General features: G+C 56.0%; 26 protein-coding genes. 16 read left to right on the top strand and 10 right to left on the bottom strand.

Going from position 1 to position 22,885, the window contains the following annotated elements:
* Positions 1-478 precede the first annotated feature (478 nt).
* Complete coding sequence (locus tag ABJD00_RS12840; protein WP_348420093.1) at positions 479-838, bottom strand: helix-turn-helix transcriptional regulator; 360 nt, start codon at positions 836-838, stop codon at positions 479-481.
* A gap of 157 nt (positions 839-995) precedes the next feature.
* On the opposite strand from ABJD00_RS12840, the gene ABJD00_RS12845 reads away from it, so the two are divergent.
* Both ABJD00_RS12845 and ABJD00_RS12850 read left to right on the top strand, forming a co-directional pair.
* Positions 996-1,886 carry a helix-turn-helix domain-containing protein gene (locus ABJD00_RS12845; RefSeq protein WP_413833663.1) on the top strand — a complete coding sequence of 297 codons (891 nt, stop codon included), beginning with the start codon at positions 996-998 and terminating at the stop codon, positions 1,884-1,886.
* Between the two features lie 67 nt (positions 1,887-1,953).
* On the top strand, positions 1,954-2,664 hold the full coding sequence (locus tag ABJD00_RS12850; RefSeq protein WP_348420091.1) for a hypothetical protein: 711 nt from the start codon (positions 1,954-1,956) through the stop codon (positions 2,662-2,664).
* Between the two features lie 15 nt (positions 2,665-2,679).
* On the opposite strand, the gene ABJD00_RS12855 is transcribed toward ABJD00_RS12850, so the two are convergent.
* On the bottom strand, positions 2,680-4,278 hold the full coding sequence (locus tag ABJD00_RS12855) for a phosphoenolpyruvate carboxykinase (RefSeq protein WP_348420090.1): 1,599 nt from the start codon (positions 4,276-4,278) through the stop codon (positions 2,680-2,682).
* A 342-nt stretch (positions 4,279-4,620) separates the two neighbouring features.
* Between ABJD00_RS12855 and ABJD00_RS12860 the strand changes: the two genes are divergently transcribed.
* The 7 genes from ABJD00_RS12860 to ABJD00_RS12890 all read left to right on the top strand — a co-directional run bounded on the left by ABJD00_RS12860 (position 4,621) and on the right by ABJD00_RS12890 (position 9,967).
* Complete coding sequence (locus tag ABJD00_RS12860; RefSeq protein WP_108836384.1) at positions 4,621-5,322, top strand: response regulator transcription factor; 702 nt, start codon at positions 4,621-4,623, stop codon at positions 5,320-5,322.
* A gap of 44 nt (positions 5,323-5,366) precedes the next feature.
* Positions 5,367-7,055, top strand: a complete 1,689-nt coding sequence (locus ABJD00_RS12865) for a sensor histidine kinase (RefSeq protein WP_348420094.1) — start codon at positions 5,367-5,369, stop codon at positions 7,053-7,055.
* 6 nt (positions 7,056-7,061) lie between these two features.
* On the top strand, positions 7,062-7,487 hold the full coding sequence (locus ABJD00_RS12870; protein ID WP_413833668.1) for an HPr kinase/phosphorylase: 426 nt from the start codon (positions 7,062-7,064) through the stop codon (positions 7,485-7,487).
* Positions 7,484-8,371: an RNase adapter RapZ gene (rapZ, locus tag ABJD00_RS12875; protein WP_348420088.1), complete on the top strand. Its 888-nt coding sequence runs from the start codon at positions 7,484-7,486 to the stop codon at positions 8,369-8,371. Before ABJD00_RS12870 ends, rapZ begins: the two co-directional genes overlap by 4 nt.
* A gap of 3 nt (positions 8,372-8,374) precedes the next feature.
* A complete protein-coding gene (locus ABJD00_RS12880; RefSeq protein ID WP_348420087.1) occupies positions 8,375-8,770 on the top strand; it encodes a PTS fructose transporter subunit IIA in 396 nt (131 codons plus the stop codon).
* Between the two features lie 3 nt (positions 8,771-8,773).
* Positions 8,774-9,043: an HPr family phosphocarrier protein gene (locus ABJD00_RS12885; RefSeq protein WP_348420086.1), complete on the top strand. Its 270-nt coding sequence runs from the start codon at positions 8,774-8,776 to the stop codon at positions 9,041-9,043.
* Between the two features lie 66 nt (positions 9,044-9,109).
* Positions 9,110-9,967 carry a lysophospholipid acyltransferase family protein gene (locus ABJD00_RS12890; RefSeq protein WP_348420085.1) on the top strand — a complete coding sequence of 286 codons (858 nt, stop codon included), beginning with the start codon at positions 9,110-9,112 and terminating at the stop codon, positions 9,965-9,967.
* A 49-nt stretch (positions 9,968-10,016) separates the two neighbouring features.
* Here the strand turns inward: ABJD00_RS12890 and ABJD00_RS12895 are convergent, their stop codons facing one another.
* Entirely contained in the window at positions 10,017-10,892 is an 876-nt protein-coding gene (locus ABJD00_RS12895) for a 3-hydroxybutyryl-CoA dehydrogenase (protein ID WP_348420084.1), read from the bottom strand.
* Positions 10,893-11,063: 171 nt separating this feature from the next.
* Here ABJD00_RS12895 and ABJD00_RS12900 point away from each other — a divergent pair, with 171 nt between their 5' ends.
* Positions 11,064-11,885: a DUF6473 family protein gene (locus ABJD00_RS12900; RefSeq protein WP_348420083.1), complete on the top strand. Its 822-nt coding sequence runs from the start codon at positions 11,064-11,066 to the stop codon at positions 11,883-11,885.
* 59 nt (positions 11,886-11,944) lie between these two features.
* Here ABJD00_RS12900 and ABJD00_RS12905 read toward each other — a convergent pair whose 3' ends face one another.
* Both ABJD00_RS12905 and ABJD00_RS12910 read right to left on the bottom strand, forming a co-directional pair.
* A complete protein-coding gene (locus tag ABJD00_RS12905; protein ID WP_413833674.1) occupies positions 11,945-12,871 on the bottom strand; it encodes an electron transfer flavoprotein subunit alpha/FixB family protein in 927 nt (308 codons plus the stop codon).
* Positions 12,871-13,629 (bottom strand): electron transfer flavoprotein subunit beta/FixA family protein, encoded by a 759-nt coding sequence (locus ABJD00_RS12910; protein WP_413833676.1) that lies wholly within the window; start codon positions 13,627-13,629, stop codon positions 12,871-12,873. The genes ABJD00_RS12905 and ABJD00_RS12910 overlap by 1 nt, the downstream gene beginning before the upstream one ends.
* A gap of 184 nt (positions 13,630-13,813) precedes the next feature.
* Here ABJD00_RS12910 and ABJD00_RS12915 point away from each other — a divergent pair, with 184 nt between their 5' ends.
* Complete coding sequence (locus ABJD00_RS12915; protein ID WP_413833679.1) at positions 13,814-14,179, top strand: VOC family protein; 366 nt, start codon at positions 13,814-13,816, stop codon at positions 14,177-14,179.
* Positions 14,180-14,250: 71 nt separating this feature from the next.
* Here the strand turns inward: ABJD00_RS12915 and ABJD00_RS12920 are convergent, their stop codons facing one another.
* From ABJD00_RS12920 to ABJD00_RS12935, 4 genes are all read right to left on the bottom strand, one after another.
* The gene (locus tag ABJD00_RS12920) at positions 14,251-14,826 is read right to left on the bottom strand and encodes a cob(I)yrinic acid a,c-diamide adenosyltransferase (protein ID WP_413833682.1); all 576 of its coding nucleotides are present in this window, start codon (positions 14,824-14,826) and stop codon (positions 14,251-14,253) included.
* A 3-nt stretch (positions 14,827-14,829) separates the two neighbouring features.
* Positions 14,830-15,039 (bottom strand): twin transmembrane helix small protein, encoded by a 210-nt coding sequence (locus tag ABJD00_RS12925; RefSeq protein WP_413833685.1) that lies wholly within the window; start codon positions 15,037-15,039, stop codon positions 14,830-14,832.
* Positions 15,040-15,116: 77 nt separating this feature from the next.
* The gene (locus tag ABJD00_RS12930; RefSeq protein WP_413833688.1) at positions 15,117-15,947 is read right to left on the bottom strand and encodes an SDR family NAD(P)-dependent oxidoreductase; all 831 of its coding nucleotides are present in this window, start codon (positions 15,945-15,947) and stop codon (positions 15,117-15,119) included.
* Positions 15,948-16,018: 71 nt separating this feature from the next.
* Positions 16,019-16,678, bottom strand: coding sequence for an SH3 domain-containing protein (locus ABJD00_RS12935; protein ID WP_413833691.1), 660 nt, complete (start codon positions 16,676-16,678; stop codon positions 16,019-16,021).
* Positions 16,679-16,920: 242 nt separating this feature from the next.
* On the opposite strand from ABJD00_RS12935, the gene ABJD00_RS12940 reads away from it, so the two are divergent.
* From ABJD00_RS12940 to ABJD00_RS12950, 3 genes are all read left to right on the top strand, one after another.
* A complete protein-coding gene (locus ABJD00_RS12940) occupies positions 16,921-19,215 on the top strand; it encodes a DNA topoisomerase IV subunit A (RefSeq protein WP_413833714.1) in 2,295 nt (764 codons plus the stop codon).
* Positions 19,216-19,282: 67 nt separating this feature from the next.
* On the top strand, positions 19,283-20,476 hold the full coding sequence (locus ABJD00_RS12945; protein ID WP_413833693.1) for a DUF898 family protein: 1,194 nt from the start codon (positions 19,283-19,285) through the stop codon (positions 20,474-20,476).
* Positions 20,476-21,615, top strand: a complete 1,140-nt coding sequence (locus tag ABJD00_RS12950) for a M48 family metallopeptidase (protein WP_413833696.1) — start codon at positions 20,476-20,478, stop codon at positions 21,613-21,615. Before ABJD00_RS12945 ends, ABJD00_RS12950 begins: the two co-directional genes overlap by 1 nt.
* On the opposite strand, the gene ABJD00_RS12955 is transcribed toward ABJD00_RS12950, so the two are convergent.
* Complete coding sequence (locus ABJD00_RS12955; protein ID WP_413833720.1) at positions 21,612-21,797, bottom strand: hypothetical protein; 186 nt, start codon at positions 21,795-21,797, stop codon at positions 21,612-21,614. The genes ABJD00_RS12950 and ABJD00_RS12955 overlap by 4 nt on opposite strands.
* 161 nt (positions 21,798-21,958) lie before the next feature.
* Here ABJD00_RS12955 and ABJD00_RS12960 point away from each other — a divergent pair, with 161 nt between their 5' ends.
* On the top strand, positions 21,959-22,543 hold the full coding sequence (locus tag ABJD00_RS12960) for a hypothetical protein (RefSeq protein WP_413833699.1): 585 nt from the start codon (positions 21,959-21,961) through the stop codon (positions 22,541-22,543).
* 201 nt (positions 22,544-22,744) lie between these two features.
* Positions 22,745-22,885 (top strand): GTP-binding protein (locus ABJD00_RS12965; protein WP_348404421.1); only part of this gene is annotated, 141 nt, incomplete at its 3' end.

A 22,885-nucleotide genomic window follows, 5' to 3' on the forward strand; every position in this document is an offset into this window, starting at 1 on the left:
CGGACTGATTGTGGGTGGCAACTGGTTCGGGTGCCGTTCATCCAAGAATTGTACGATCTGATTTCCGCACTGGTGGGCGTGTTGGCGGCGTTGCAGGTGGTCGTATGGAGTCTGAATTTTGTACAGGAAGTTCTGGGTTTTCAGGGCAGGGGTTGGCGCTCTTGCCGGATTCGTGGGCAGCTTTTCGGTTAAGGGGGGTACCGACGGAATCAGATCTGGTAGTCCTAGGCGCGGGAAAGTCAGAGCAGAGGGTTGCTCAAGGCGTCATACGCGACCTTGGTGTGATTCCTCTTGCTGGAGCCATCGAGATCGGGGGGGAAACACTCCCGCTCAGCGCTGCGCTGATCGCGCCTGCCCTAATGGGGCAATCGCTGAGCGGGAAAGTGTCGGACCGAATTGATCAGGCGGTGTTCAAAAAGCAACACTTTTGGCGCTGCATTTTGTGGGGATGAACCTGATCAGTAAGGTCTCTGACGACTTAGGACGCGCGCCGCGCGACGGTCAGTCCAGACACATCTTCGATGAATGTGACGATGCGTGACTTGATCTTTTCGTCTTCGATTGCAGCCAATGCATTCACGATATCAAGGCTGTTGTCGCGGTCGGTTGCCGCGTCCGGTTCTACGATGCCTTCGAAAAAGTACGATGTTGGCACGTCTAGAATGCGGGAAAGTTCAAACAAGCGGCTGGCAGCAACTCGGTTGGATCCGATTTCATATTTTTGGATCTGCTGAAAAGACAGGTCGAGCCGTTTAGCGACATCAGTCTGCGACATGCGGCGCAGTGTTCTGATTTGCTTCAAGCGTTTTCCAACGTGGACATCTACGGGATGGGACATGAACTGGTTACCTCTGGTTGTTTGCCTACCCGTGATCGGCGAAACAGCAATTCGGATCAATTGACTAGATTTTTACATATACTACACGTCAATGTTGCATTATTGTATGATTTGTATAACCGTAACGTATTACCAATCACCCATGGCTGTTTTTATCATGAATGAAGCCAACGAAAGTCTAGCGACACTTAATCAGCCGCTGCTGTTTGAGATGATCCGGTCGTATACGACTTTGGCGGAAACACTGAATCTTTCGCATGCCGTGGCCGAATTGAACAGTACCCGTCAAACGGTGCGCCGTCATATCGCACATCTTGAGGCGGCCAGGGGTGAGGCGCTATTTACTTTAGAAAACCGCCAATACCATTTGACTGAGGCGGGTCGCAAAGCTCTGCCTGAAGCGCTCGATTTGCTGGCGCGTGGGCAGTCTTGGCTATTGGGGCAGATCAGCCATCGCAACGGATTGGAAAACGTGTTTGCCGAGCTGCCCGAGGGCCGCTCTTTCTGGATGCAACAACGCCCAATGAGCGACATATGGTCGTTGGAGCGTCCGTTGATGAAGGCCGCATTTCGCGCTTGGGCCCTGTCCGATGGCGAACTTGAGTCGGATTTGATGCGCGATGTCCGGCCTTATTTCATGGTCTACCGTGATTCGCCAAACGGTTGGATATGCATCGAAATCGGCGATGAATCCTCTTATGTGACGTGGTCTGGATGGGCGGCAGCTCGCTCAAGTCTGGGTCGTAACATGCATGTTTTGCCCGGTGGTGACGATTTTGCACACCTTATGATCTCTCCTTTTGAGGACGCAGCGTTGCATCAGAATACGCGTCTGGATCACATTTACACGCAGTTACGGCGCGAACCGGATGGGCCCTATTTCCCTATTTTTTATCAGCGACTCTTGCTTCCGGGCCGATTCCCGGATGGGACATTTGCACTTATTTCGGTAGTGGACAGACACCACGATGTCGAAATAATTGGACTGGACGAAGACACCAAACCGCGCATGCTGGATGACGTCGTAATGAAGGCAGCTATAATTTAGCAAAATTCGACTACAAATAGAAAATCTGATTTATAGTTGCCTCTGTAAGATGCCACGGAGACAAGTTATGACTTTCCAATATAAATCAAAGGCCCACTTCCTTTATGCCGCCAGCCACAATGAGCTGCAGAGCATGGGAGTAAAAATCACGTCGGGTTCCGATTTTGAGGAATACCGTGAATTGCTGGCCACTGCGCGCCCTGACCACGCCCTGGGTGAACCGTTCGAACCGACAAAGTATGAACTGAACGAACGCAACGCGATTTGGATGGTTGGGCACAATGAAGCGGGCGAAATTATTCACACTCAGGCGATGAAGACGGTCCCCACACTGCACTTCAGTCTTGCTGAATACCTAAGCCGCAACCTGCGCGAATTTGAGCCTTCGGGAATGGACATCGATTACAACAACACGATCTACCGCCCTGGCCCCGGGTCTGCGCGCATGAAGGGTACAATTGTATATCACGGAGAGTTTTGGGTGGGCTGCTCTCCGAGACGTGGCGCTCTGTTGTCCCCTGCATTGGGCAAGCTCGCGTTTTTGACTGCGCTGGATCACTGGCGCCCCGACTATACGTTCGGCTTCATCGCCAAAAGTTTGGCGTTCAAGGGGTTTTCGTCGCGCTTTGGTTTCATGCACAACGAACCCAATGCTCTAAAGTATGCCATAAACGGCAGCACCGACACCTTCGAGGGCACGATGGGCTACATGTCGAGTGAAGACCTGCACTACGTGCTTGACCTTCCTTACGCCGATCAGGTCGCCGCAGCGGCCTGATCTCCGCCTGTATATTTATCCGATGGCGGCCGCTCTCACGTCATCATCGATGTGGGGCAGGTACTGTTCGAAGTTGTTAGAAAACATGTCGACCAGCTTTGCTGCCTGGCGGTCATAGGCCGCACCATCGTCCCACGTGCGCCGTGGGTCCAACAGGATGTCAGCCACACCGGGTACCGACACTGGCACGTCAAACCCGAAATTCGCGTCCTTTCGAAACTCTCCGGCTGCAAGGGTACCATCGAGTGCAGCTGTAAGCAGAGCACGGGTGGCACGGATCGGCATTCGGCTGCCCGTCCCGTATGCACCACCCGTCCAGCCGGTGTTGACCAACCAGCAAGACGCCCCGTGCTTGGCGATCTTGTCTTGCAACAACTTACCATACTCTTCTGGCCGGCGCGGCATGAACGGCGCGCCAAAGCAGGTTGAGAATGTTGGCTGTGGTTCAGTCACGCCGCGCTCTGTGCCAGCAACCTTGGCGGTGAACCCGGACAGAAAGTGATACATAGCTTGCGCTGGCGACAACCGCGCGATTGGAGGCAGCACGCCGAAGGCATCACATGTCAGCATGATGATGTTCTTTGGATGACCTCCAAGAGCAGAAGCGGATGCATTCGAGATATAGTGGAGCGGATAGGCGCAACGCATGTTCGCCGTGAGGCTGTCATCGTCGAAATCCAGTTCTTTGGTGTCCTTATCAAACACCATGTTTTCAATCACTGTGCCGAATTTCTCGGTTGTGGCGTAGATTTCCGGCTCGGCCTCGGCGCTCAGGTTAATCGTCTTAGCGTAACATCCGCCCTCGAAATTGAAGGTGCCGCGATCGGACCAGCCGTGTTCGTCGTCGCCAATCAGAGTGCGACCCGGATCGGCGGACAGCGTTGTTTTGCCTGTGCCGGACAAGCCGAAGAACACAGCGGTGTCCACGGGATTGCCGTGCGCATGGTTGGCCGAACAGTGCATGGGCATCACGCCACGTTCGGGCAGCAGGTAGTTTAGAAGCGTGAAAACTGACTTCTTATTTTCGCCAGCATACTCTGTCCCGCCGATCAGGATCAGCTTGCGATCAAAGTTCATCGCGATCACCGTTTCAGATTGGCAATCGTGTTTAGCCGGGTCCGCCTGAAAGGACGGACAGTTGATCACCGTGAAGTCAGCGACAAAATCGGCGATGTCTTCGGCATCGGGGCGGCGCAGCAGGTGACGGATGAAAAGACCATGCCACGCCAGCTCAGTGACCATCCGCACATTGATCGCGTAGCTTGGGTCGGCGCCGCCTACGAGGTCCTGAACAAAGTAGTCACGCCCCTGCATATGTGCCTGCATGTCATCATAGAGGGCGTCAAATCCCTCGGGGGACATCGACGCGTTGTTTTCCCACCAGATGTGATCTGCAACGCTGGGCGTGTTGACCACATGTTTATCCTTTGGGGATCGGCCCGTGAATTTGCCCGTTGTGACCAGAAATGTACCACCTTTGCCCAGCGTTCCTTCGCCGCGTGACAGCGCGCTTTCGATCAGCGCCGGTTCGATCAGGTTGTAATAGACATTGCCCAGCCCCGTTATCCCTTGGTCGTCGAGGCGGAAGTTCGGGTTAACCCGTCCAAATGTCATGTGAATGCTCCTGATGTCGCGCTGTGGCGTTGCGTTTCAGAGGGTGGCCAAGGGTCCGGCAGTGCCAGCAGGCCGCTGTCCGAGGGTCTTAACATGCGGATTCCAAAGGTGAACAGTCACCTTGTCGGAGTTAGCGCCATCATGGCCCAAGGTTGCGCAAACAGTGCGGATCAGGTGGGTCGCATAGGTGGAATGTGCGGCAATTTAGCCATTCCTAACCATTTTCTGGTGACAGTATGGGCACTTTTGGCCCCTGATTCGTAGTTATTGATTGATTCGAAAGGCCAAAACCGGAACAATGACAAAAAAATATAATAATGAGCAGCACAAGGATAACGGGCAATGTCAAAAATTGCATTGGTGGACGACGACAGGAACATCCTGACGTCGGTATCGATGACTCTTGAAGCGGAAGGTTTTGAGGTCGAGACTTATAATGATGGGCAGGCCGCACTGGATGCCTTTAACAAGCGTCTGCCAGATATGGCGGTTCTGGATATCAAGATGCCGCGCATGGATGGCATGGATTTGTTACAGCGTCTGCGTCAGAAGACGACGATGCCGGTGATTTTCCTTACCTCCAAGGACGATGAGATTGATGAAGTACTCGGCCTTCGAATGGGTGCGGACGACTACGTCAAGAAACCGTTTTCTCAGCGTCTCCTCGTCGAACGCATTCGCGCACTGTTGCGCCGTCAGGATGCTGTTGCTGGCGACATTGTCGGTGACACCGAAGAAACCAAGGTTATGGAACGTGGTGATTTGCGGATGGACCCGCTGCGCCACGCAGTCGCCTGGAAGGGCAAAGACGTGTCGCTGACTGTCACCGAATTCCTTCTGTTGCAAGCACTTGCTCAGCGTCCTGGATTTGTGAAGTCGCGCGATCAGTTGATGGACGTCGCTTATGACGACCAAGTCTACGTTGACGACCGCACCATCGACAGCCACATCAAGCGCCTGCGCAAGAAGATGCGTAGTGCAGATGATGAGTTTTCCGCGATTGAGACGCTTTACGGCATCGGCTATCGTTACAACGAAGAGTAAAGCCGCCGGAATTGGCATAGGCTGAGGGGACGTTCTTGCGAGACATGAGAACCCCACCATCGCACGACGGGGACGTCGTGCTTGGGGAAGACTGGGTTGCACCGGAAACGGCAGCCTCTTCCGAGTTGCGTGATGACCGCGCGCGACGCAGCATTATTTCGCTGCGTGGCTCGCCGTTGGCGCGCAAGATTATCACCTTCAACCTGATCGCTCTCAACGTTCTTGTTGCGGGCATCCTTTATCTCAACTCGACCCGTGACAGCCTTGCGGTGCAGCGCATTGCAGCGCTTGTGGCGCAGGCTCAACTGGTTGCCGATGTTGTTGAAGCTCAGTTGCCTGCTGGTGCGCCCGTCAACCTCGCGACAGGTGATGGGGTTGATGTGGAAGCGACCCTGGCCGAACTGGATTTACGTCAGGGCCACGAGGTTTTCGTTTTTGACGCCGCCAACACGCTAATTGCACAGAACCAAGGCACACTGAAGTCGCTTCAACCCAAAGCGGAAACCGGTGAAGACATGGCTCTGCTAACTGATGGGCTGAGTTGGTTGTGGAATACGATCTCGGGTCCCTTTGCTTCCGAACCGACGGCGCCGCCGGCGATTGGAGAACAGTTGCGCCCGCTTGTTGCTCGATCTTTGAGCGGGGAAACCCAAGTCAGTGAGGGACTTGACGGCGCCGGTGGTGCTGTTTTCAGCGTTGTCACCCCGATTGAACAGGATGGCACCGCAGTTGGTGTCGTCGCATTGACCAGTGCCTCGGGCGAGATTGACGCAATGGTGCGCAGTGAACGTGAACGTGTGTTGCAGATGTTTGTTATAGCTACGCTGGTTTCGATCGGTCTCAGCCTTGTTCTCGCCTCCACCATCGCAAACCCCCTGTCTGACCTTGCGACTGCGGCTGAACTTGGACGCGACAAGAATGCGCGCAAAGTTAATCCGGGCCGCATTCGTATCCCCGACCTGACGGCCCGTCCTGATGAAATCGGACGCCTATCCGGCGCACTGCGCGGCATGATTGCGGCGCTCTACAACCGCATCGACGGCAATGAACAGTTTGCCGCCGATGTGGCCCACGAGATCAAGAACCCGCTGGCATCTTTACGCTCGGCTGTTGGTACGCTGCGCATGGTAAAGCGGGACGATCAGCGCGAGAAACTGCTTGATGTGATTGATCATGATGTGCGCCGGCTTGATCGCCTAGTCAGCGACATCTCCAACGCGTCGCGTCTGGACAGCGAACTGGTCAAGGAAGAAGAAGAACCATTCAACTTGCTCCAAATGCTTGGAAACTTGAGCGAGTATCTGGGTGAAGACGCGCGCGGCAAGGGGATCGAATTTATCTCTGATCTGCCAGCGACGCCTTTCGAAATACAGGGACTCGAAGCACGTCTGGCGCAGGTGTTTGTTAATCTGATCACCAATGCGATTTCGTTTTGCGAAGACGGCGACGCCATTCGCATTTGGGCCCGCAAGCGCGAAAACCGCGTGTTGGTCGTGGTCGAAGATACAGGGCCGGGTATTCCCGATCAGGCTCTCACCAAAATCTTCAAACGCTTTTATTCGCAACGTCCCGACGAGCACTTCGGAAACAACTCCGGTCTGGGCTTGGCGATCTCCAAACAAATTGTCGAGGCGCATGGCGGTGTGATCTGGGCCGAAAACATTCGCCCGACAGATGCCGACATTACCTCTGAGCCGCTTGGTGCGCGCTTTGTCGTGGGATTGCCGGTCTGATCGGCCATGGCCGAACACTTGCTCATACATGCTACTTCCGTTGCGCTGAACGGGCGCGGCCTGCTGATCATGGGCAGGTCGGGTAGCGGAAAATCCACGCTCGGATTGCAGCTTATGGCATTAGGCTGCACCCTCATCTCGGACGATCAGACGGAGCTTATGCGTCGTGAAGATGTACTTTGGGCATCTGCTCCGGCGACAATCAAAGGCCTGGTAGAAGCGCGTGGCGTCGGACTGTTGCAGGCAGATACGACGGAAGCCGAAATCAGGCTTGCGGTTGATCTGGATCAGCATGAACGCGACCGTCTGCCGCACCGTCATTCCGTCACTCTACTTGGTTTGGAGCGGCCTTGCCTGCACAGTGTGGCCAACGCCGCATGGCCTGCGGCGATCTTGCAGTGCCTCAAGGAAGAACGAGCAGAGCCGCTATGACCACAGCCAACCCAGATGTACGCCGCCTTGTATTGGTGACCGGCCCAGCCGGGTCTGGCCGATCCAGCGCAATTCGCGCTCTTGAAGATCTGGGCTATGAGGCCATCGACAACATGCCCTTGCGCCTGATCCCAGCCCTGCTCGAAAACCCGATCCCGGATAAACCGGTCGCGTTGGGGATAGATCCGCGCAACCGAGACTTCTCGGTGAGTTCGGTAATGGACATCCTTGGTCTGATTTCTGCGGTCCCTGGGCTTGTGCCAGAGCTTGTTTATCTCGACTGCAATACTGACGTTTTGCTGAAACGGTTTTCTGAGACACGACGACGGCATCCCTTGGCAGAAGCGGATCAGGTGGAGGCCGGCATTCAACGCGAAAAGGCGCTGCTTGAGCCTTTGAAATCTGGTGCAGATATTCTGATCGACACGTCTGATCTGAATGTCCATCAGTTGCGTGCCGAAGTCGAGCACTGGTTTTCCAAAGGGGATCACAGCCAGTTGGCCGTTTCAGTGCAGAGTTTCAGCTATAAACGCGGCCTGCCACGTTCAGTCGATATGGTGTTTGATTGTCGATTTCTGAAAAACCCCTTTTGGGAGCCATCCCTGCGTTCCAGCACCGGAAAAGACGCCACCGTACGTGATCACATCTGGACAGACCCGCGCGCAGCCGAATTTGAGTCAAAGCTGTGTGAGATGATGTTTTGGTTGCTGCCGGCCTATTTGGCAGAGGGGAAGTCGCACTTGTCGGTTGCCTTGGGCTGTACGGGTGGGCAACACCGTTCTGTCGCAATGGCCGAAACCTTGGGCGCAACCCTTGCAGAGGCGGGCTGGCAGGTGTCTATTCGCCACCGAGAACTGGATCGCCACAAACGCAAAGAGGTTTGAAGCTTGATCGGCATCGTGATCGTGGCCCATGGAGGCCTTGCGGGCGAATATCTACGTGCCATCGAACATGTCGTTGGGCGCCAACCCGGCATGCGCGCGATAACGATAGAATCTGATCACAACAGAGACGACAAAGAACTGGAGATCTGCAAGGCTGCGGATTCCGTTGATAGTGGGGACGGCGTCGTTGTGGTGACGGATCTCTTTGGAGGATCGCCGTCAAACCTGAGCATGCGGGCTTGTCGCCCGCAAAACCGCCGCATCCTTTACGGCGCGAACTTGCCAATGCTGATCAAACTCGCCAAAAGCCGCCAACTGGAAGTCGCAGATGCTGTGCGTTTGGCCTTGGATGCTGGAAAAAAGTACATCGACAGCCAAAATATAAGTGCAGACACGTAAATTATGACTCAAGCCAAACTGGAAATAGTGAACATCAAGGGCTTGCACGCCCGGGCTTCTGCGAAATTGGTTGAGGTGGTCGAAGCGTTTGATGCCCGCGCGACGGTCTGCAAAGATGGCATGTCTGCATCAGGGGATAGTATTATGGGCCTTTTGATGTTGGCAGCGCCGATTGGAAGTTTTATTGACGTTGAAACCTCAGGTCCGGATGCTGATGCTCTGGCCGAGGCGCTCACCGCCCTTGTGGCGGACAAGTTTGGGGAAGAGGCCTAAGGCCGGTCCGCCGCGGACTGGCAGGTCAAAAGAGGTGGCGGACCCTTGGTCGAAAGCACGCAAAACATGATCGAAGGTGCAGAGCCTGAAAAGGTCAACTTTGCCAAATACGATCGGCGTAGCCTGTCTTACGCCTCTACGTTTGAAGACCCGTGGAAAGCCAGTTTTATCCGCGTGATGGAAGCCTTCACCGGTAAACTGACCGTTCTGCGCCTTATTCGGAAATTCGAGAGGAAGGGCGCTCCTACAGGTCAAGCGTTTTGGCGCGCCGCGTTGGACGTGATGGGGATTGAGTTGACGACCCCGCGCGAGCAATTAGATCGTATTCCTAAAACTGGTCCCGTGATTGTCGTGGCAAATCATCCACACGGTATGGTCGACGGTATGATTTTTGCCGATCTGATCGGTCGCGTACGTCCTGACTACCGAATCCTGACGCGCTCTTTGCTGACTGCGATTGATGAGGTCGCGGGCAGTTACATGATCCCGGTGCCATTCCCCCATGACCATGACGCACAGCGTAAGGGTGTGGAAATGCGCGCCAAGGCCATGGCGCACCTGAAGGAAGGCGGCGTTGTGGCGCTGTTCCCGTCTGGTGGTGTGGCTGCGTCCGAGACTTGGTGGGGCGATGCGGTCGAAGGCGAATGGGCCGTGTTCACCGCCCAGTTGATCCGTCGTTCCGGAGCAACCGTGGTGCCGATGAAATTCGTTGGGCAGAACAGCCGGGCTTATCAGATTGCCAATCAGGTCTCGCCCATGTTGCGTCAAGGCCTGCTGCTGCATGAGATTGTGCATTCCTGCAATAAGCCGCAGGGACCTGTTGTCGGACATCCATTGCCGCAGGAAGACGTGGAAAAGTGGAAAGACGACCCGCGCGGTTTCATGGCTTGGTTGCGCGCCCATACCCTCGCATTGAAAGACTGAGCTCACCACTCGTCTGGGAAGGTTCGCATCTCCCTTGCGGAAAACGCACCTAGCGGGTCGGAACGGGAACTTCTCCCCTGTAATCGTAGAAACCGCGTTGCGTTTTCCGCCCCAACCACCCGGCCTCGACATATTTCGTCAAAAGTGGGCAGGGGCGGTATTTCGTATCTGCCAGCCCGTCGTGCAGGACGTTCATAATCGCCAGACATGTGTCCAACCCGATGAAATCGGCCAGTTCCAGCGGTCCCATCGGATGGTTTGCACCCAGTTTGAGGGACGAGTCGATTGATGAGACGGACCCGACCCCTTCGTAAAGCGTATAAACCGCCTCATTGATCATCGGCATAAGGATGCGGTTCACGATGAACGCAGGGAAATCCTCGGCCGTGGCAGCGGTCTTGCCCAGCTTATCCACCACAGCCTTGCACGCATCAAAGGTTTCGCCGTCGGTGGCGATACCGCGGATCAACTCGACCAGTTTCATCACAGGCACAGGGTTCATAAAGTGAAAACCCATGAATTTCTCAGGCCGGTCCGTGCGGCTTGCCAAACGTGTGATCGAAATAGACGACGTGTTGGACGTTAGAATGGTGTTTGATTTCAGGTGGGGGACGAGGTCTTCGAAAATGGCCTGTTTGACAGTTTCTCGCTCAGTCGCCGCCTCGATCACCAGGTCGCACTGACCCAACTCGGGCAGCGCCTGCACAGGTGATATCCTGGCCATCGCTGTCACTTTTTCGTCCGCGGTGATTTTTTCCCGGCTCACTTGCCGTTCGAGGTTGCGGTCAATCACGGACAGGCCCGCCTGAAGAGCCTCCGCTGACACGTCGTTTAGCATCACCTCATATCCGGCAAGCGACATGACGTGCGCAATGCCATTTCCCATCTGACCGGCGCCTACGATTCCAACGGTTTTTATGTCCATGACTGCACCTCTGTTCGACGCGACACCATAGGGGCAGGCGGTGGTGAGGGGCAAGGCCGGGTCAGTCAGCAAACAAAGGTTAACATGCCTCAATATCGTCATATTCCATTAGGGAATTGGCAAGTCTGGCGTGCGATCCTGTAGGCGGGTAAATATTTAAGAGTGGGTTTCATGAGTTATCAAGCGTTGAGTCCGGGGGGACTCGATTACCTGCCGTGTCGATACGGACATTCAAAGATTCTGTTTCGAGGGCCTCGGCGGTCGCTGAGCGATCCGTTTGTTGCGTTCTTTGGGGGGACGACAACCTATGGCAAGTTCATTCAAACGCCGTTCCCGGATGTGCTGGAGGCCGAGTTGGGGATCACCTGCGTCAACTTTGGCAGCTTGAACGGTGGAGTCGATGTCTTTGCTACAGATCCGTTCCTGCGAGACGTTACGACCAAGGCGGCGGCGACGGTTATTCAGATTACGAGCCCGCGCAACATGTCCAACCGGTTTTACCGGGTGCATCCGCGTCGCAATGACCGCTTTGTGGATGCCTCTGCACTGCTACGCGCGATTTACCGTGAAGTGGATTTTGCAGAATTCAACTTTACCAACCACATGCTCCAGCGCCTTATCACAGTATCTCCGGAGCGGTTCGAAACTGTGCTAGACGAACTCCGCTCGGCGTGGGTTGCCCGCATGAGGTTGGTTCTTAGTCAGATACAGGGGAAGTCTATCCTCCTCTGGGCGAGCGACACGTCCCCAGAAAGCGCTGATTGTAACCTTGATGCGGAACCTGCCTTTGTGAACCGGATGATGCTGGAAGAGGTGGCGTCCATGGCGACGCACTACGTCGAAGTTGTCGCTTCACCAGAGGCCAGGGCGACGGGCATGGATGGCATGGTGTTGTCAGAGATGGATGTGCCGGCGGCCTCGAAAATGCTCGGACCTTCCGTGCACAACGAAATTGCATCGGCACTCAAACCGGCCTTGCAATCTATGTTGTAGGACGCAAAAGGCCCGCAGCATTCATACTGCGGGCCCTTTTTTTGGTGGTTTGGCTGTAATTACAACTTTTCGATCATCTCAGGGACCGCCGAAAACAAGTCGGCGACCAGACCATAGTCCGCCACTTGGAAAATCGGGGCTTCTTCGTCTTTGTTGATTGCGACGATGATCTTGCTGTCTTTCATGCCAGCAAGGTGCTGGATCGCACCGGAAATGCCGACGGCAACGTAAAGATCAGGTGCCACAACCTTGCCGGTTTGACCCACTTGCCAATCGTTTGGCGCATAACCAGAGTCGACCGCCGCACGCGATGCACCGACAGCAGCGCCAAGCTTGTCTGCCAGTTTCTCGATGAGGGCAAAGTCGTCTTCGGAACCCACGCCGCGCCCACCGGACACAACCACACCGGCTGATGTCAGTTCGGGACGATCGCTTGCGGCGACTTTGTCTTCAACCCAGGACGACAAAGCAGGATCAGCAGCAGCGGCGATGTTTTCCACAGAAGCCGACCCACCGGTTTCTGCGGCATCAAAGGTGGATGTGCGGAAAGTGATGACTTTTTTGGCATCACCAGATTGCACGGTCTGGATCGCATTGCCGGCATAGATTGGTCGTTCGAACGTGTTCGCGTCGATCACGGCAGTTGCATCTGAGATGACCATAGCGTCAAGCAGGGCTGCAACGCGGGGCATAACATTCTTGGCGTCAGTCGTGGCCGGGGCGACGACGTGGTCATAATCGCCTGCCAGCGATACGATCAGGTCAGCTACTGGCTCGGCAAGGCGCTTGCCATAAACAGCATCCTCTGCGCACAGCACTTTGGACACGCCCGCAATCGTCGCCGCTTCGGCAGCGGCAGCGGCACAGGTTGCACCCGCCGCCAAAACGACAACGTCACCAAGCGACGTCGCAGCTGTGACTGCTTTGGCCGTGGCGTCCATCGCCAGTTCGCCGTCATTGATCTCTGCAAGTAGTAGGACTGCCATTACACTGCTCCCGCTTCTTTGAGTTTCTCGACGAGCTCGTCGACCGAACCCACTTTGATCCCTGCAGCGCGCGCCTCAGGCTCTGTGGTTTTCACGATTGTGAGGCGTGGGGTTGCATCGACGCCGTAATCGGCAGCTGTCTTTTCATCCAGCGGCTTTTTCTTGGCTTTCATTATGTTGGGCAGAGACGCATAGCGTGGCTCGTTCAGGCGCAGGTCAACGGTAATGACCGTGGGCATGCTCACCTCGATGGTTTGCAAACCGCCATCCACTTCGCGTGTCACTTTCGCCTTGTCGGCGGCAATCTCTACTTCGGAGGCAAAAGTCGCCTGACTCCAACCCATGAGTGCTGCCAGCATCTGGCCGGTCGCGTTCATGTCGTTGTCGATCGCCTGTTTGCCGCACAGCACGAGGCCCGGCTGCTCTTCGTCGATCACACCCTTGAGGATCTTGGCAACTGTCAGAGGCTCGATGTCGGTGTGAACGTCATCCGCTGCGATGACGAGGATCGCACGGTCCGCGCCCATGGCAAGTGCAGTACGCAAGGTTTCCTGCGCTTGCTTGACGCCGACAGAGACCGCAATGATCTCTTCGGCCTGACCGGCTTCTTTCAACCGAATGGCCTGTTCGACGGCAATCTCGTCGAAGGGGTTCATCGACATTTTCACATTGGCGAGATCAACACCCGATCCGTCCGCTTTGACGCGCACTTTCACGTTGTAGTCGATCACGCGTTTGACGGGCACAAGCACCTTCATGAGCGTTCCTCTCTTAAATACGACTCGTCTTTCACCAAGCGAGTTAGTTGGTCTTGGCCCGTTTACCTAAAGCGTCGTTACGGAAACAGGTCAAAATCGTCGCGTCATAGCAAATAGACGCCGCGTTTTGTCCTCACTGCGCGCGAATAGGAAACATGGTATGGTGTGTAAAAGGAGTGGAGACATGGAACAGGTGACAGGTTTTGGTGGCTTTTTCTTTCGGTCCAAGCAGCCGGAGGTGTTGGCACAATGGTATCGTGACATGCTCGGCATCAATCTCGTGCCCACTGCAGCCGACCAATTACCTTGGATGGCTGAGGGTGGGGCGACAGTGTTTGCCCCGTTTGCTGAGGACACCACCTATTTCAGTGCCGACAAGGCATTCATGCTGAATTTCCGAGTCCGCGATCTGGCGGCAATGATGACGCAACTCCAATCAGCCGGGGTTGACGTCCATCTGGTGGAGGAGATGCCGGGGATCGGGAAATTCGCACATCTGGAGGACCCAGAAGGCACACCAATTGAGTTATGGGAGCCGGCAGAAGGTTAAGAGGCGTCGGCCGGCGGCACCACCGCACTCCGCATTTCCCGTTCAAACCCTCTCCCGGAGGGTTTGGCCCACTATGTGCGGTTCGCCCCTGGAACCCACAACACATCATCCTTGCCGCCGTTGTTTGCGATGCGCGCGGCAACAAAGAACCAGTCGCTGAGGCGGTTAAGGTATTTGACGGCCGCCGGGTTCACCGCTTCCATCGTGGCCAGTTCCACGCTCAGCCGCTCAGCCCGTCGTGCGACGGTACGACACACGTGCAGATGCGCTGAAAGGGCCGACCCGCCCGGCAGGATAAAGCTGCGCAATGGTTCAAGGGCGTCGTTCATGGCGTCAATCTCGGACTCGAGCCGGTTAACCTGAGAATCGGCCATCCGCAATGGCGGGTATTCGGCCTCTGCATCTTTTTCCATGTCAGGGCGGCACAGATCGGCGCCAAGGTCGAACAAATCGTTCTGGATGCGGCTCAGGGCTGCATCCACATCACCCGAGGCTTCAAGCCGGGCCACACCAACGAAGCAGTTCAACTCGTCTGAGGTGCCGTAGGCTGTGACCCGCATCGCGTGTTTCGCCACACGGGCACCGTTTCCAAGCGCCGTTTCGCCTGCATCTCCGGTTTTTGTGTAGATTTTGTTCAGTACAACCATGACCTATTGCCCTCCGGATTGACGAAAATACACATAGGCCACGATCAGCAGAACCGCGACGAACTGTGCTGCGATGCGATATTGCATCAGCTTGTTTGAGTTTTTTTGTGCCCATCCGGACCCTTTGGCAAAACCACCAAGGCCCAGCATCAGCACGACCACAACAGCCAAACAGGCAAGCAGGATCAAAATGAGAAAAGGGTCCTGAGACATGTCCGGTCCGTTCTTTGAGTTTTCCAGTTACCGCATCATTTAGCGGCCCATTTGCAAAAAGCGAAGACGTCCTTCTCTCAAACCCGAGAGAGGACCCAATCTAGAGCCCTTGTGGGGAGAATTCGGCGTAGAAACGACATGAAATAAGTGGGCGTGGTCACAAAATAGCGTGGATGTGGGCGCGGAGATTCAATGGCGTGACGTAGTTTTTTGACAACCGCTTCGGGTGGCAGTTCGAACGTGTCTGGGCCATTGTCTTCGTACAAACGCTTGCACAGCCCGCGCCGGTATTGCTCGGCGCGGGGCGACGCTTCCCAATCTATCCAGCGTTCAAAGTGCGGAATGGAGTTAGCGCGAATTTTGCTCGTTACCGGGCCTGGTTCAATCAGAATGACATGGATTGGTGTGTCCCGCATTTCGAGGCGAAGCGTATCTGTCAGCGCTTCGAGGGCGAACTTGGTGCTGTTATAAGCCGCGCGCCAGCGCAGGGTTACCAATCCGAGAACCGAGGAGTTTTGCACGATCCGACCATGCCCTTGGGCGCGCATTACCGGGATCACAGCGCGTGTGAGCTCGTGCCAACCAAAGAAGTTGGCCTCGAAATTCGCGCGCAGGGCATCTGTCGGCAGGTCCTCGACTGCTCCGGGGGTTCCATAAGCTCCGTTGTTGAACAGAGCATCCAATGTCCCGCCAGTCGTTTCGAGAACTTCTGCGAGGCCGGTCGCGATACTTGCGGCGTCTGCATAGTCGATTAGGGGGCTGTCAAACCCCTCGGCTTGTAACCGCGCACAGTCTTCCGGCTTGCGGCAAGAGGCGAATACCCGCCAGCCTACGTCCCGAAGGCCCAAAGCCGACGCATAGCCAATGCCCGAAGAACACCCGGTAATGAGAATTGATTTTTGTGCCATGCGCGCCTCCGCCAAAGCTGAGACGCAGTCAGTGTCAGTTCATCTAAGAAAAATCAACGGGGCGAGTTGTCTTAGCCGTCGCTCAGCAAGAAGTCTGCCATCCAGCCCACAGGACCACCGCCAACGAGGCGTAGTTGTACCCACCCTTGTCCGGGGTCTTGCAGGATTTCGACTTTGTCGCCGCGTACCATCCGCGTGACCACTGAAAAGTCCGTGCCGGGCCCACCGCGTACGTTTACGCTGTCTCCAGTGACGGACCGGATATCAAATTCAGTTGCTGCAGGTGCTTCAGTTGCGGCTGGTTCAGCCGGCGCAGAAATCGCGACGATCTGCTGATCACCTGAGTCTTGGCCGAAAGTGACGGTTGTAATGGCCGATTGGTCCATGATCAGGCTAGGCAGGACAACCGCAGGTTTGGCCTCGCTCAGGGCCACATCAATCTGTTCGACCTCGTCGGTACCGTCTGTCACTCTTGCCCGTTGCGTGCGCAGAGTTGTTGGGCGGAGTACATCGTTGACTGACGTCAGGCTCAACGACACGCGGGTCACGTCTTCAGGGACTGGGCGGGGCGCTTGCGCTATCTGGGTGTTTTCGAGGTTTGTGGTTTCGACAACCGGCGGCGTTTCCACGCGAGATAGTCGCAGTTCCTCGGAATCGAAATCGGCGCCTCCGCTCATCTCGTAAAAGACGAAGCTCAGAAACCCGAAACTGATCAAAATGAAACGCCACATTTCGTGCGTCCCCCCAAGTTTGTACTCATAAGATGTAATGCGTCATTCCGGCAGTAATCGAACGACGCGTTCTGTTTGTAGCAGGCGTAGCGATTCCTATCACGGGTTAAATGACAAAGAGTTTCCCCCTAAGGATGTCTGTTGTGTCAAAGCAACTCGAGCGTCGCGCAAAGGTCTCCGAATTTTCTTAAAAGGCTGGCTGAATGCTTGTCGGGCAATCCACTCCCCGCTACACAGCATATATGTCAGATCAGGCCGACGCCCCCAACATGGACCTATCCGAACCGCTTCGCCGTGCCTTGGGCGAGCGTTATCTGACCTATGCGCTGTCCACAATCATGCACCGTGCACTGCCCGATGCGCGCGACGGGCTGAAGCCCGTTCACCGGCGCATTTTGTACGCTATGCGAGAACTGCGCCTGTCCTCGAACGGCGGATTTCGAAAATCGGCGAAGATTTCCGGCGATGTGATGGGCAACTATCACCCCCATGGGGACGCGGCGATCTATGATGCGATGGCCCGGTTGGCACAGGATTTCAACGTCCGGTACCCGCTGGTTGATGGGCAGGGGAACTTCGGAAATATCGATGGGGATAACCCGGCCGCCTCGCGCTATACTGAAGCGCGCATGACGGCTGTGGCCGAGGCCCTGCTCGATGGGTTGACCGAGAACGCTGTTGATTTCCGGGACAATTACGACGGCACGCTGACGGAACCTGTCGTATTGCCCGCGCAGTTCCCAAATCTGCTCGCCAATGGCTCCAGCGGGATTGCCGTGGGCATGGCGACCAACATTCCTCCTCATAACATTGCTGAGTTGTGTGACGCCTGCCTGCATTTGATCAAAACGCCCGACGCGCGCGATGACACATTGCTCAACTACGTGCCCGGCCCGGATTTCCCAACTGGGGGCATCATTGTCGAACCTGCCGATCAGATCGCGCAGGCCTATCGTACGGGCAAGGGCGGGTTCCGCCTGCGTTGCCGCTATGAGGTTGAGGACCTGGGCCGCGGACAGTGGCAAATTGTCGTCACTGAAATTCCCTATCAGGTCCAGAAATCCAAGCTGATCGAAAAGCTGGCCGAGCTGATCCAGACAAAGAAAATCCCGATCCTTGGTGATGTGCGCGACGAATCTGCCGACGACATCCGCCTGATCCTCGAACCGCGTTCCAAGAACGTGGATCCTGAAGTGCTGATGGGTATGCTTTATCGCAATTCAGACCTTGAGGTGCGGTTTTCGCTGAACCTCAATGTCTTGATCGACGGTGTGACGCCCAAAGTCTGTTCCATGAAGGAGGTGCTGCGCGCCTTCCTTGATTTCCGCCGCGAAGTGCTGATCCGGCGCAGCCAGCACCGGATGGAAAAGATCGACCACCGCCTTGAGGTGCTCGAAGGGTTGATCGTCGCCTTCCTGAACCTCGATCGTGTGATTGACATCATCCGCTATGATGATGATCCCAAGGCCGCACTGATGCGCGAAGACTGGGGCAAAGATCACCCGCGTGCGATGAATGAGGCCGCCTACGTCCCACCCCCGCCCGGTGAAGGCGAACTGAGCGACGTGCAGGCCGAGGCCATTCTGAACATGCGCTTGCGATCTTTGCGTCGGCTGGAAGAGGTCGAGTTGCTCCGCGAGCAGTCCGCACTAATGGAAGAGCGCGCGGGGCTAGAGGACCTGTTGGAAAGCGAAAGCCTGCAGTGGGACGCCATTTCCGACCAGCTCAAGGCCACCAAAAAGCAATTCGGCAAGGACTGGGATGGCGGTGCACGTCGCACCACCTTTGCCGAGGCGGGTACAGTCGAGGACGTGCCCCTTGAAGCCATGATTGATCGTGAACCCATCACCGTTGTCTGCAGTCAGATGGGCTGGATTCGTGCGATGACGGGGCACATCGATCTGACCCGTGAATTGAAGTTCAAGGATGGCGATGGCCCCCGGTTTATTTTCCATGCTGAAACCACCGATCGCTTGGTTGTCGTCGGTTCAAACGGGCGGTTCTACACGTTGTCGGCGTCAAACCTGCCGGGTGGGCGCGGCATGGGTGAACCGCTGCGACTGATGGTCGATCTTCCGAATGAAGCGCAAATTCATTCGATCATGATCCATGTGCCAGAGCGCAAGTTGTTGATCGCCTCGACGGCTGGGGACGGATTTGTCGTGCCCGAGGATGAGGTGATCGCCCAAACTCGCAGCGGCAAACAAGTGCTGAACGTGCGCGGTGACGTGGCTGTTGCAGTGTGCACGCCAATAAGCGGAGACAGCGTTGCCGTTGTGGGCCAAAACCGCAAAGTTCTGGTCTTTGGTCTTGATGAACTGCCTGAAATGGCTCGGGGTAAGGGCGTCCGGTTGCAAAAATATAAAGATGGCGGGCTAAGCGATGCCACGACCTTCAACCGTGAAGAGGGCCTGAGCTGGAGTGATCCAGCAGGCAGAACGCGCACGGAAACCGAATTGAACGAATGGTATGGGAAACGTGCGGGTGCGGGCCGCATGGCTCCGCGCGGATTTCCACGAGACAATAAGTTTAACTGATTTCGCCGCGAAACGGCCACATGCGCGTGGTTGCTGAAAAGAGGCGTATTTTAAGAGAACAGGACCCATGAGTTCACAGATTCAAGGCCGCTACTTTGGTGCGCGCGGAGCTCTGTTCCGACTTTCTATTATGACGTCCTTTTTGACGCTCGTGACGTTGGGCATCTATCGCTTCTGGGCCAAAACACGGATCCGCAAGTACATCTGGTCCGCGACAACGGGCGATGGTGACAGCTTTGAATACACGGGCACCGGCCTTGAAAAATTTCTGGGCTTTCTCGTCGCGATTGTCATTTTGGCGGTCTATCTGGGCGTCGTGCAGATGGCGCTGTTCTACTTTGGTCTGCACCTTTTTGTAGACCCGCAAAGTCAAGGTCAGGAACTGGCTCAGATCGGAGCGATCTTCATTACTTTGCTGGCCGTCTTGCCGCTTATGCTGTTCGCCCAATACCGAGCACGGCGCTACAAAATGGCGCGCTCCCGCTGGCGCGGTATCCGATTTGGGATGGAAAACGGGGCGTGGGGTTATGCGGGACGGGCGCTGGGGTTCTACGTGCTGAATGCGATGTCCCTTGGCCTGTTGAACCCGCTGGCGACGTTCGAACTGGAAAAATACATGGCGGACCGCAGCTGGTATGGTGACGGAAAGTTCGTGCAGACCGGGCGCTGGCAGGACCTGTATGCGGGTATGAAGCATGTGTTTATCGGTCTGGGAATTATCGCCGTCAGCTTTTTCCTGTTGGCGATTATGGCTGCAGCCTCTGGTATCGGCGGAGCGATCATTGGCGGAATTGCGATCTTTGTTGGGATCATCTGGCTGCTCATCGGCCTTGTCTACTATCGGGTCTACGCCTTCAATTATCTGACACGCCACAAGGTGCTGGACGGCGAGGTGACCTTTGATGCGCGCATGGAAACTGGTCAGGTCCTGCGCATATTTATCATTGGGTCAATCATCATTTCTGTTTTGATGGGTGTCGTCTTTGGCGTGATTGGCGGGGTTTCCGTTACCATGAACCAAGCGCTGCTGACCGGGAATATACCCCTGCTGGTCTTCATCGCGGCGCTTTACATGGCGGCCTTTCTTATCGCGGGAGGGCTGAGCCTCGTGATGATCACACAGCCGGTCATCGAACATGCGGTCAACAACGTGTTTGTCTACAACGCCGACCACCTCAACACCATTCAACAACGCGCGGCGGACGCAGGTGCGGATGCGGAAGGGTTCGCAGATGCACTCGATGTCGGTGGTGCCATCTGATGCAGGCGGTGGGGCGGTTCTTTGATGGGGAAAGCGGACAGCGGCTGGATGTTGATCTGGCCGTCGATACTGCTGCAGAAACCCTGCGCCTCACACATCCCGAATTGCCCTTGGGCTCGCAATACTGGCCGCTGGATGCGATCCGGGCGTTGGCTGATCACGCGCGCACCGATCAGGTGGTTTTGACACTGCGTGCGGATGCGGCACTGGACAGTGGGCTGATCCGTACCGCGCGCCTCACGGTCGAAGATGCGGATATGATCAGCATCCTGACCCGCCTTTGCCCGGATTTGAAACGGCGCGATGTGGCGCAAGGGACTGGGCGCAAAGTGGCCACGCGCGTTGGTTTGGCGGCGGCAGCCCTTGGTCTGATGATCTTCGTTATTCTTCCGGCCATGGCCAACACGCTGGCAACTCTGATCCCGATTGAACGCGAGGTTGCGTACGGCAAAACCGTCGTGAACCAGATGGAACGGTTCTTGGGTGGCAAAGAGGTGGGCGGACTTGCATGCAACAACCCGGATGGGCGCGCGGCACTGGACAAGATGACGGCGCGCCTAACCGAGGCGGGCGATCTGCGCTATGACCTCAACATCGGTGTGTTCAATCACAAGATGGTCAACGCCTTTGCGGCTCCCGGTGGGCAGATTGTGATCATGCGCGGGCTGCTTGATCGCGCTAAAACCCCAGATGAAATCGCAGCCGTTCTTGCTCACGAAATCGGTCACGTAGAGGCGCGCGATACCACACGTAGTGCTCTGCGCGCGGCAGGCTCTGCAGGGCTACTTGCCCTCGTGCTTGGTGATTTTGCTGGCGGTTCTGCTGTCGTTGTGGCTGCCGAATACACGCTCAACGCGTCCTACACCCGCGAGGCGGAGGCAGCTGCAGATGTTTTCGCCCTCAATATGATGGAGGCAGCGGGTGCGGATGCAGAAGCGCTGGCCACCTTCTTTGATAGCCTCGATGGGCTTGAACGCACCCTTCCGGACCTGCCCGAGTATTTGTCTAGCCACCCTGAAACGACCGACCGGGCGGAGGCGGCCCGTACGTTCGCCAAGACCCAAGGACGCACCACGCCCATCTTGGATGACAAAGAGTGGGCCGCGCTGCAAAATATCTGCAAACCTGCGGAAAGCTAGACAGCTTTGGTCGTGAGCCAAACGCCGCACTCGGGGCGCAGTGTCAGGATCATTACAGGCTCCGGATTGTGCCCGGGTACAGGACTCACCTTGAAACGGCTGAGCACTGTCGCGAGGATGATGCTCGGCACGTCGTTGCGCGCCATCGACATGCTTTTCCAAAGGCCCAAGACTTCGTTCACAAGCGGAACCCGGACGGGCGGCGAGCAAATTTGGCAGAGGCCGGCATAATGGTCTCCTTGGCGATCAGGTAACATATGTGATGGTGTGGGGCGTGGGCAATTGCACCGACGCCGTAGCTGGGCTATCGACATGCGAGCGGTGAAAACGGGAGAATACAGGCATGGTGCGAGCAGTTCTGGGCGTTTTGATAATGGTGGTTCTAGGGGCATGTAGCCCCTCTGCCGATCTGCAGGATGCTCCTGTGCCATTGGGCGACTTCCGGCTTGAGCACAACATCGTCATTGCCTCCAAAGCCCAGCGCAGCCCGGTAAGTCGCGCCGCCACCGAAGAGGAACTGGCAGAAACCGTGCGCACGGCAATGGCCGAACGCTTTGGGCGCTACAACGGAGCAAGTCGATATCACTTTGGTATTTCTGTGGAAGGCTACGCGCTGGCTCCTCCCGGAGTTCCATTGGTGCTTTCTCCGAAATCCGCGCTGATCATAAACGTGACGGTCTATGACGATGCCGCAGGAAAGAAACTGAACGACACCCCCGAACAAATCACCGTGCTTGAGACCTTCGGCACAGGCGCCCTCGTCGGGACCGGATACACGATGAGCGCGGAAGAGCAATTGGTCGAACTTAGCCGCAACGCGGCCAAGGCGGTTGAACGCTATTTGGTGACGCAGCGAGAAGAACAGGGATGGTTCGAGCCTGATCCTGTCGCGATTTCTGGCGAAACGGTTTTGGTCGAACCCAGCTGACGCCCCACAACAGCGCGCGCGCATTTGGGCCGCTCAACATCACCTGATCTATGGTCATTGGTTCTGGGCGCAGTGAAGCGTATGCCAATTGCTGATTGGGTGCAGCATCCGCTTGATTTTCCGCTGCGTGCGCAATACATCGCCCGCGATACCAAATTGGGCATACTGTCTCACACTGATCAAAGAAGGGCGTCTTGAAAGATGGCAAAGGCAAAGTTTGAACGTACCAAACCGCACGTTAACATTGGCACGATTGGTCACGTTGACCACGGCAAGACGACGCTGACGGCGGCGATCACGAAGTATTTTGGCGATTTTCAGGCCTATGACCAGATCGACGGC

It is taken from the genome of Tateyamaria sp. (assembly GCF_039945315.1).
In the GTDB taxonomy this organism is placed as follows: Bacteria; Pseudomonadota; Alphaproteobacteria; order Rhodobacterales; family Rhodobacteraceae; genus Tateyamaria.

Excerpts from the sequence above, each read along its gene's own strand:
- ABJD00_RS12840 (WP_348420093.1), bottom strand. The coding sequence starts at position 838 with ATGTCCCATCCCGTAGATGTCCACGTTGGAAAACGCTTGAAGCAAATC.
- ABJD00_RS12845 (WP_413833663.1), top strand. The coding sequence starts at position 996 with ATGAATGAAGCCAACGAAAGTCTAGCGACACTTAATCAGCCGCTGCTG.
- ABJD00_RS12850 (WP_348420091.1), top strand. The coding sequence starts at position 1,954 with ATGACTTTCCAATATAAATCAAAGGCCCACTTCCTTTATGCCGCCAGC.
- ABJD00_RS12855 (WP_348420090.1), bottom strand. The coding sequence starts at position 4,278 with ATGACATTTGGACGGGTTAACCCGAACTTCCGCCTCGACGACCAAGGG.
- ABJD00_RS12860 (WP_108836384.1), top strand. The coding sequence starts at position 4,621 with ATGTCAAAAATTGCATTGGTGGACGACGACAGGAACATCCTGACGTCG.
- ABJD00_RS12865 (WP_348420094.1), top strand. The coding sequence starts at position 5,367 with ATGAGAACCCCACCATCGCACGACGGGGACGTCGTGCTTGGGGAAGAC.
- ABJD00_RS12870 (WP_413833668.1), top strand. The coding sequence starts at position 7,062 with ATGGCCGAACACTTGCTCATACATGCTACTTCCGTTGCGCTGAACGGG.
- rapZ (WP_348420088.1), top strand. The coding sequence starts at position 7,484 with ATGACCACAGCCAACCCAGATGTACGCCGCCTTGTATTGGTGACCGGC.
- ABJD00_RS12885 (WP_348420086.1), top strand. The coding sequence starts at position 8,774 with ATGACTCAAGCCAAACTGGAAATAGTGAACATCAAGGGCTTGCACGCC.
- ABJD00_RS12890 (WP_348420085.1), top strand. The coding sequence starts at position 9,110 with ATGATCGAAGGTGCAGAGCCTGAAAAGGTCAACTTTGCCAAATACGAT.
- ABJD00_RS12895 (WP_348420084.1), bottom strand. The coding sequence starts at position 10,892 with ATGGACATAAAAACCGTTGGAATCGTAGGCGCCGGTCAGATGGGAAAT.
- ABJD00_RS12900 (WP_348420083.1), top strand. The coding sequence starts at position 11,064 with ATGAGTTATCAAGCGTTGAGTCCGGGGGGACTCGATTACCTGCCGTGT.
- ABJD00_RS12905 (WP_413833674.1), bottom strand. The coding sequence starts at position 12,871 with ATGGCAGTCCTACTACTTGCAGAGATCAATGACGGCGAACTGGCGATG.
- ABJD00_RS12910 (WP_413833676.1), bottom strand. The coding sequence starts at position 13,629 with ATGAAGGTGCTTGTGCCCGTCAAACGCGTGATCGACTACAACGTGAAA.
- ABJD00_RS12915 (WP_413833679.1), top strand. The coding sequence starts at position 13,814 with ATGGAACAGGTGACAGGTTTTGGTGGCTTTTTCTTTCGGTCCAAGCAG.
- ABJD00_RS12920 (WP_413833682.1), bottom strand. The coding sequence starts at position 14,826 with ATGGTTGTACTGAACAAAATCTACACAAAAACCGGAGATGCAGGCGAA.
- ABJD00_RS12925 (WP_413833685.1), bottom strand. The coding sequence starts at position 15,039 with ATGTCTCAGGACCCTTTTCTCATTTTGATCCTGCTTGCCTGTTTGGCT.
- ABJD00_RS12930 (WP_413833688.1), bottom strand. The coding sequence starts at position 15,947 with ATGGCACAAAAATCAATTCTCATTACCGGGTGTTCTTCGGGCATTGGC.
- ABJD00_RS12935 (WP_413833691.1), bottom strand. The coding sequence starts at position 16,678 with ATGTGGCGTTTCATTTTGATCAGTTTCGGGTTTCTGAGCTTCGTCTTT.
- ABJD00_RS12940 (WP_413833714.1), top strand. The coding sequence starts at position 16,921 with ATGTCAGATCAGGCCGACGCCCCCAACATGGACCTATCCGAACCGCTT.
- ABJD00_RS12945 (WP_413833693.1), top strand. The coding sequence starts at position 19,283 with ATGAGTTCACAGATTCAAGGCCGCTACTTTGGTGCGCGCGGAGCTCTG.
- ABJD00_RS12950 (WP_413833696.1), top strand. The coding sequence starts at position 20,476 with ATGCAGGCGGTGGGGCGGTTCTTTGATGGGGAAAGCGGACAGCGGCTG.
- ABJD00_RS12960 (WP_413833699.1), top strand. The coding sequence starts at position 21,959 with ATGGTGCGAGCAGTTCTGGGCGTTTTGATAATGGTGGTTCTAGGGGCA.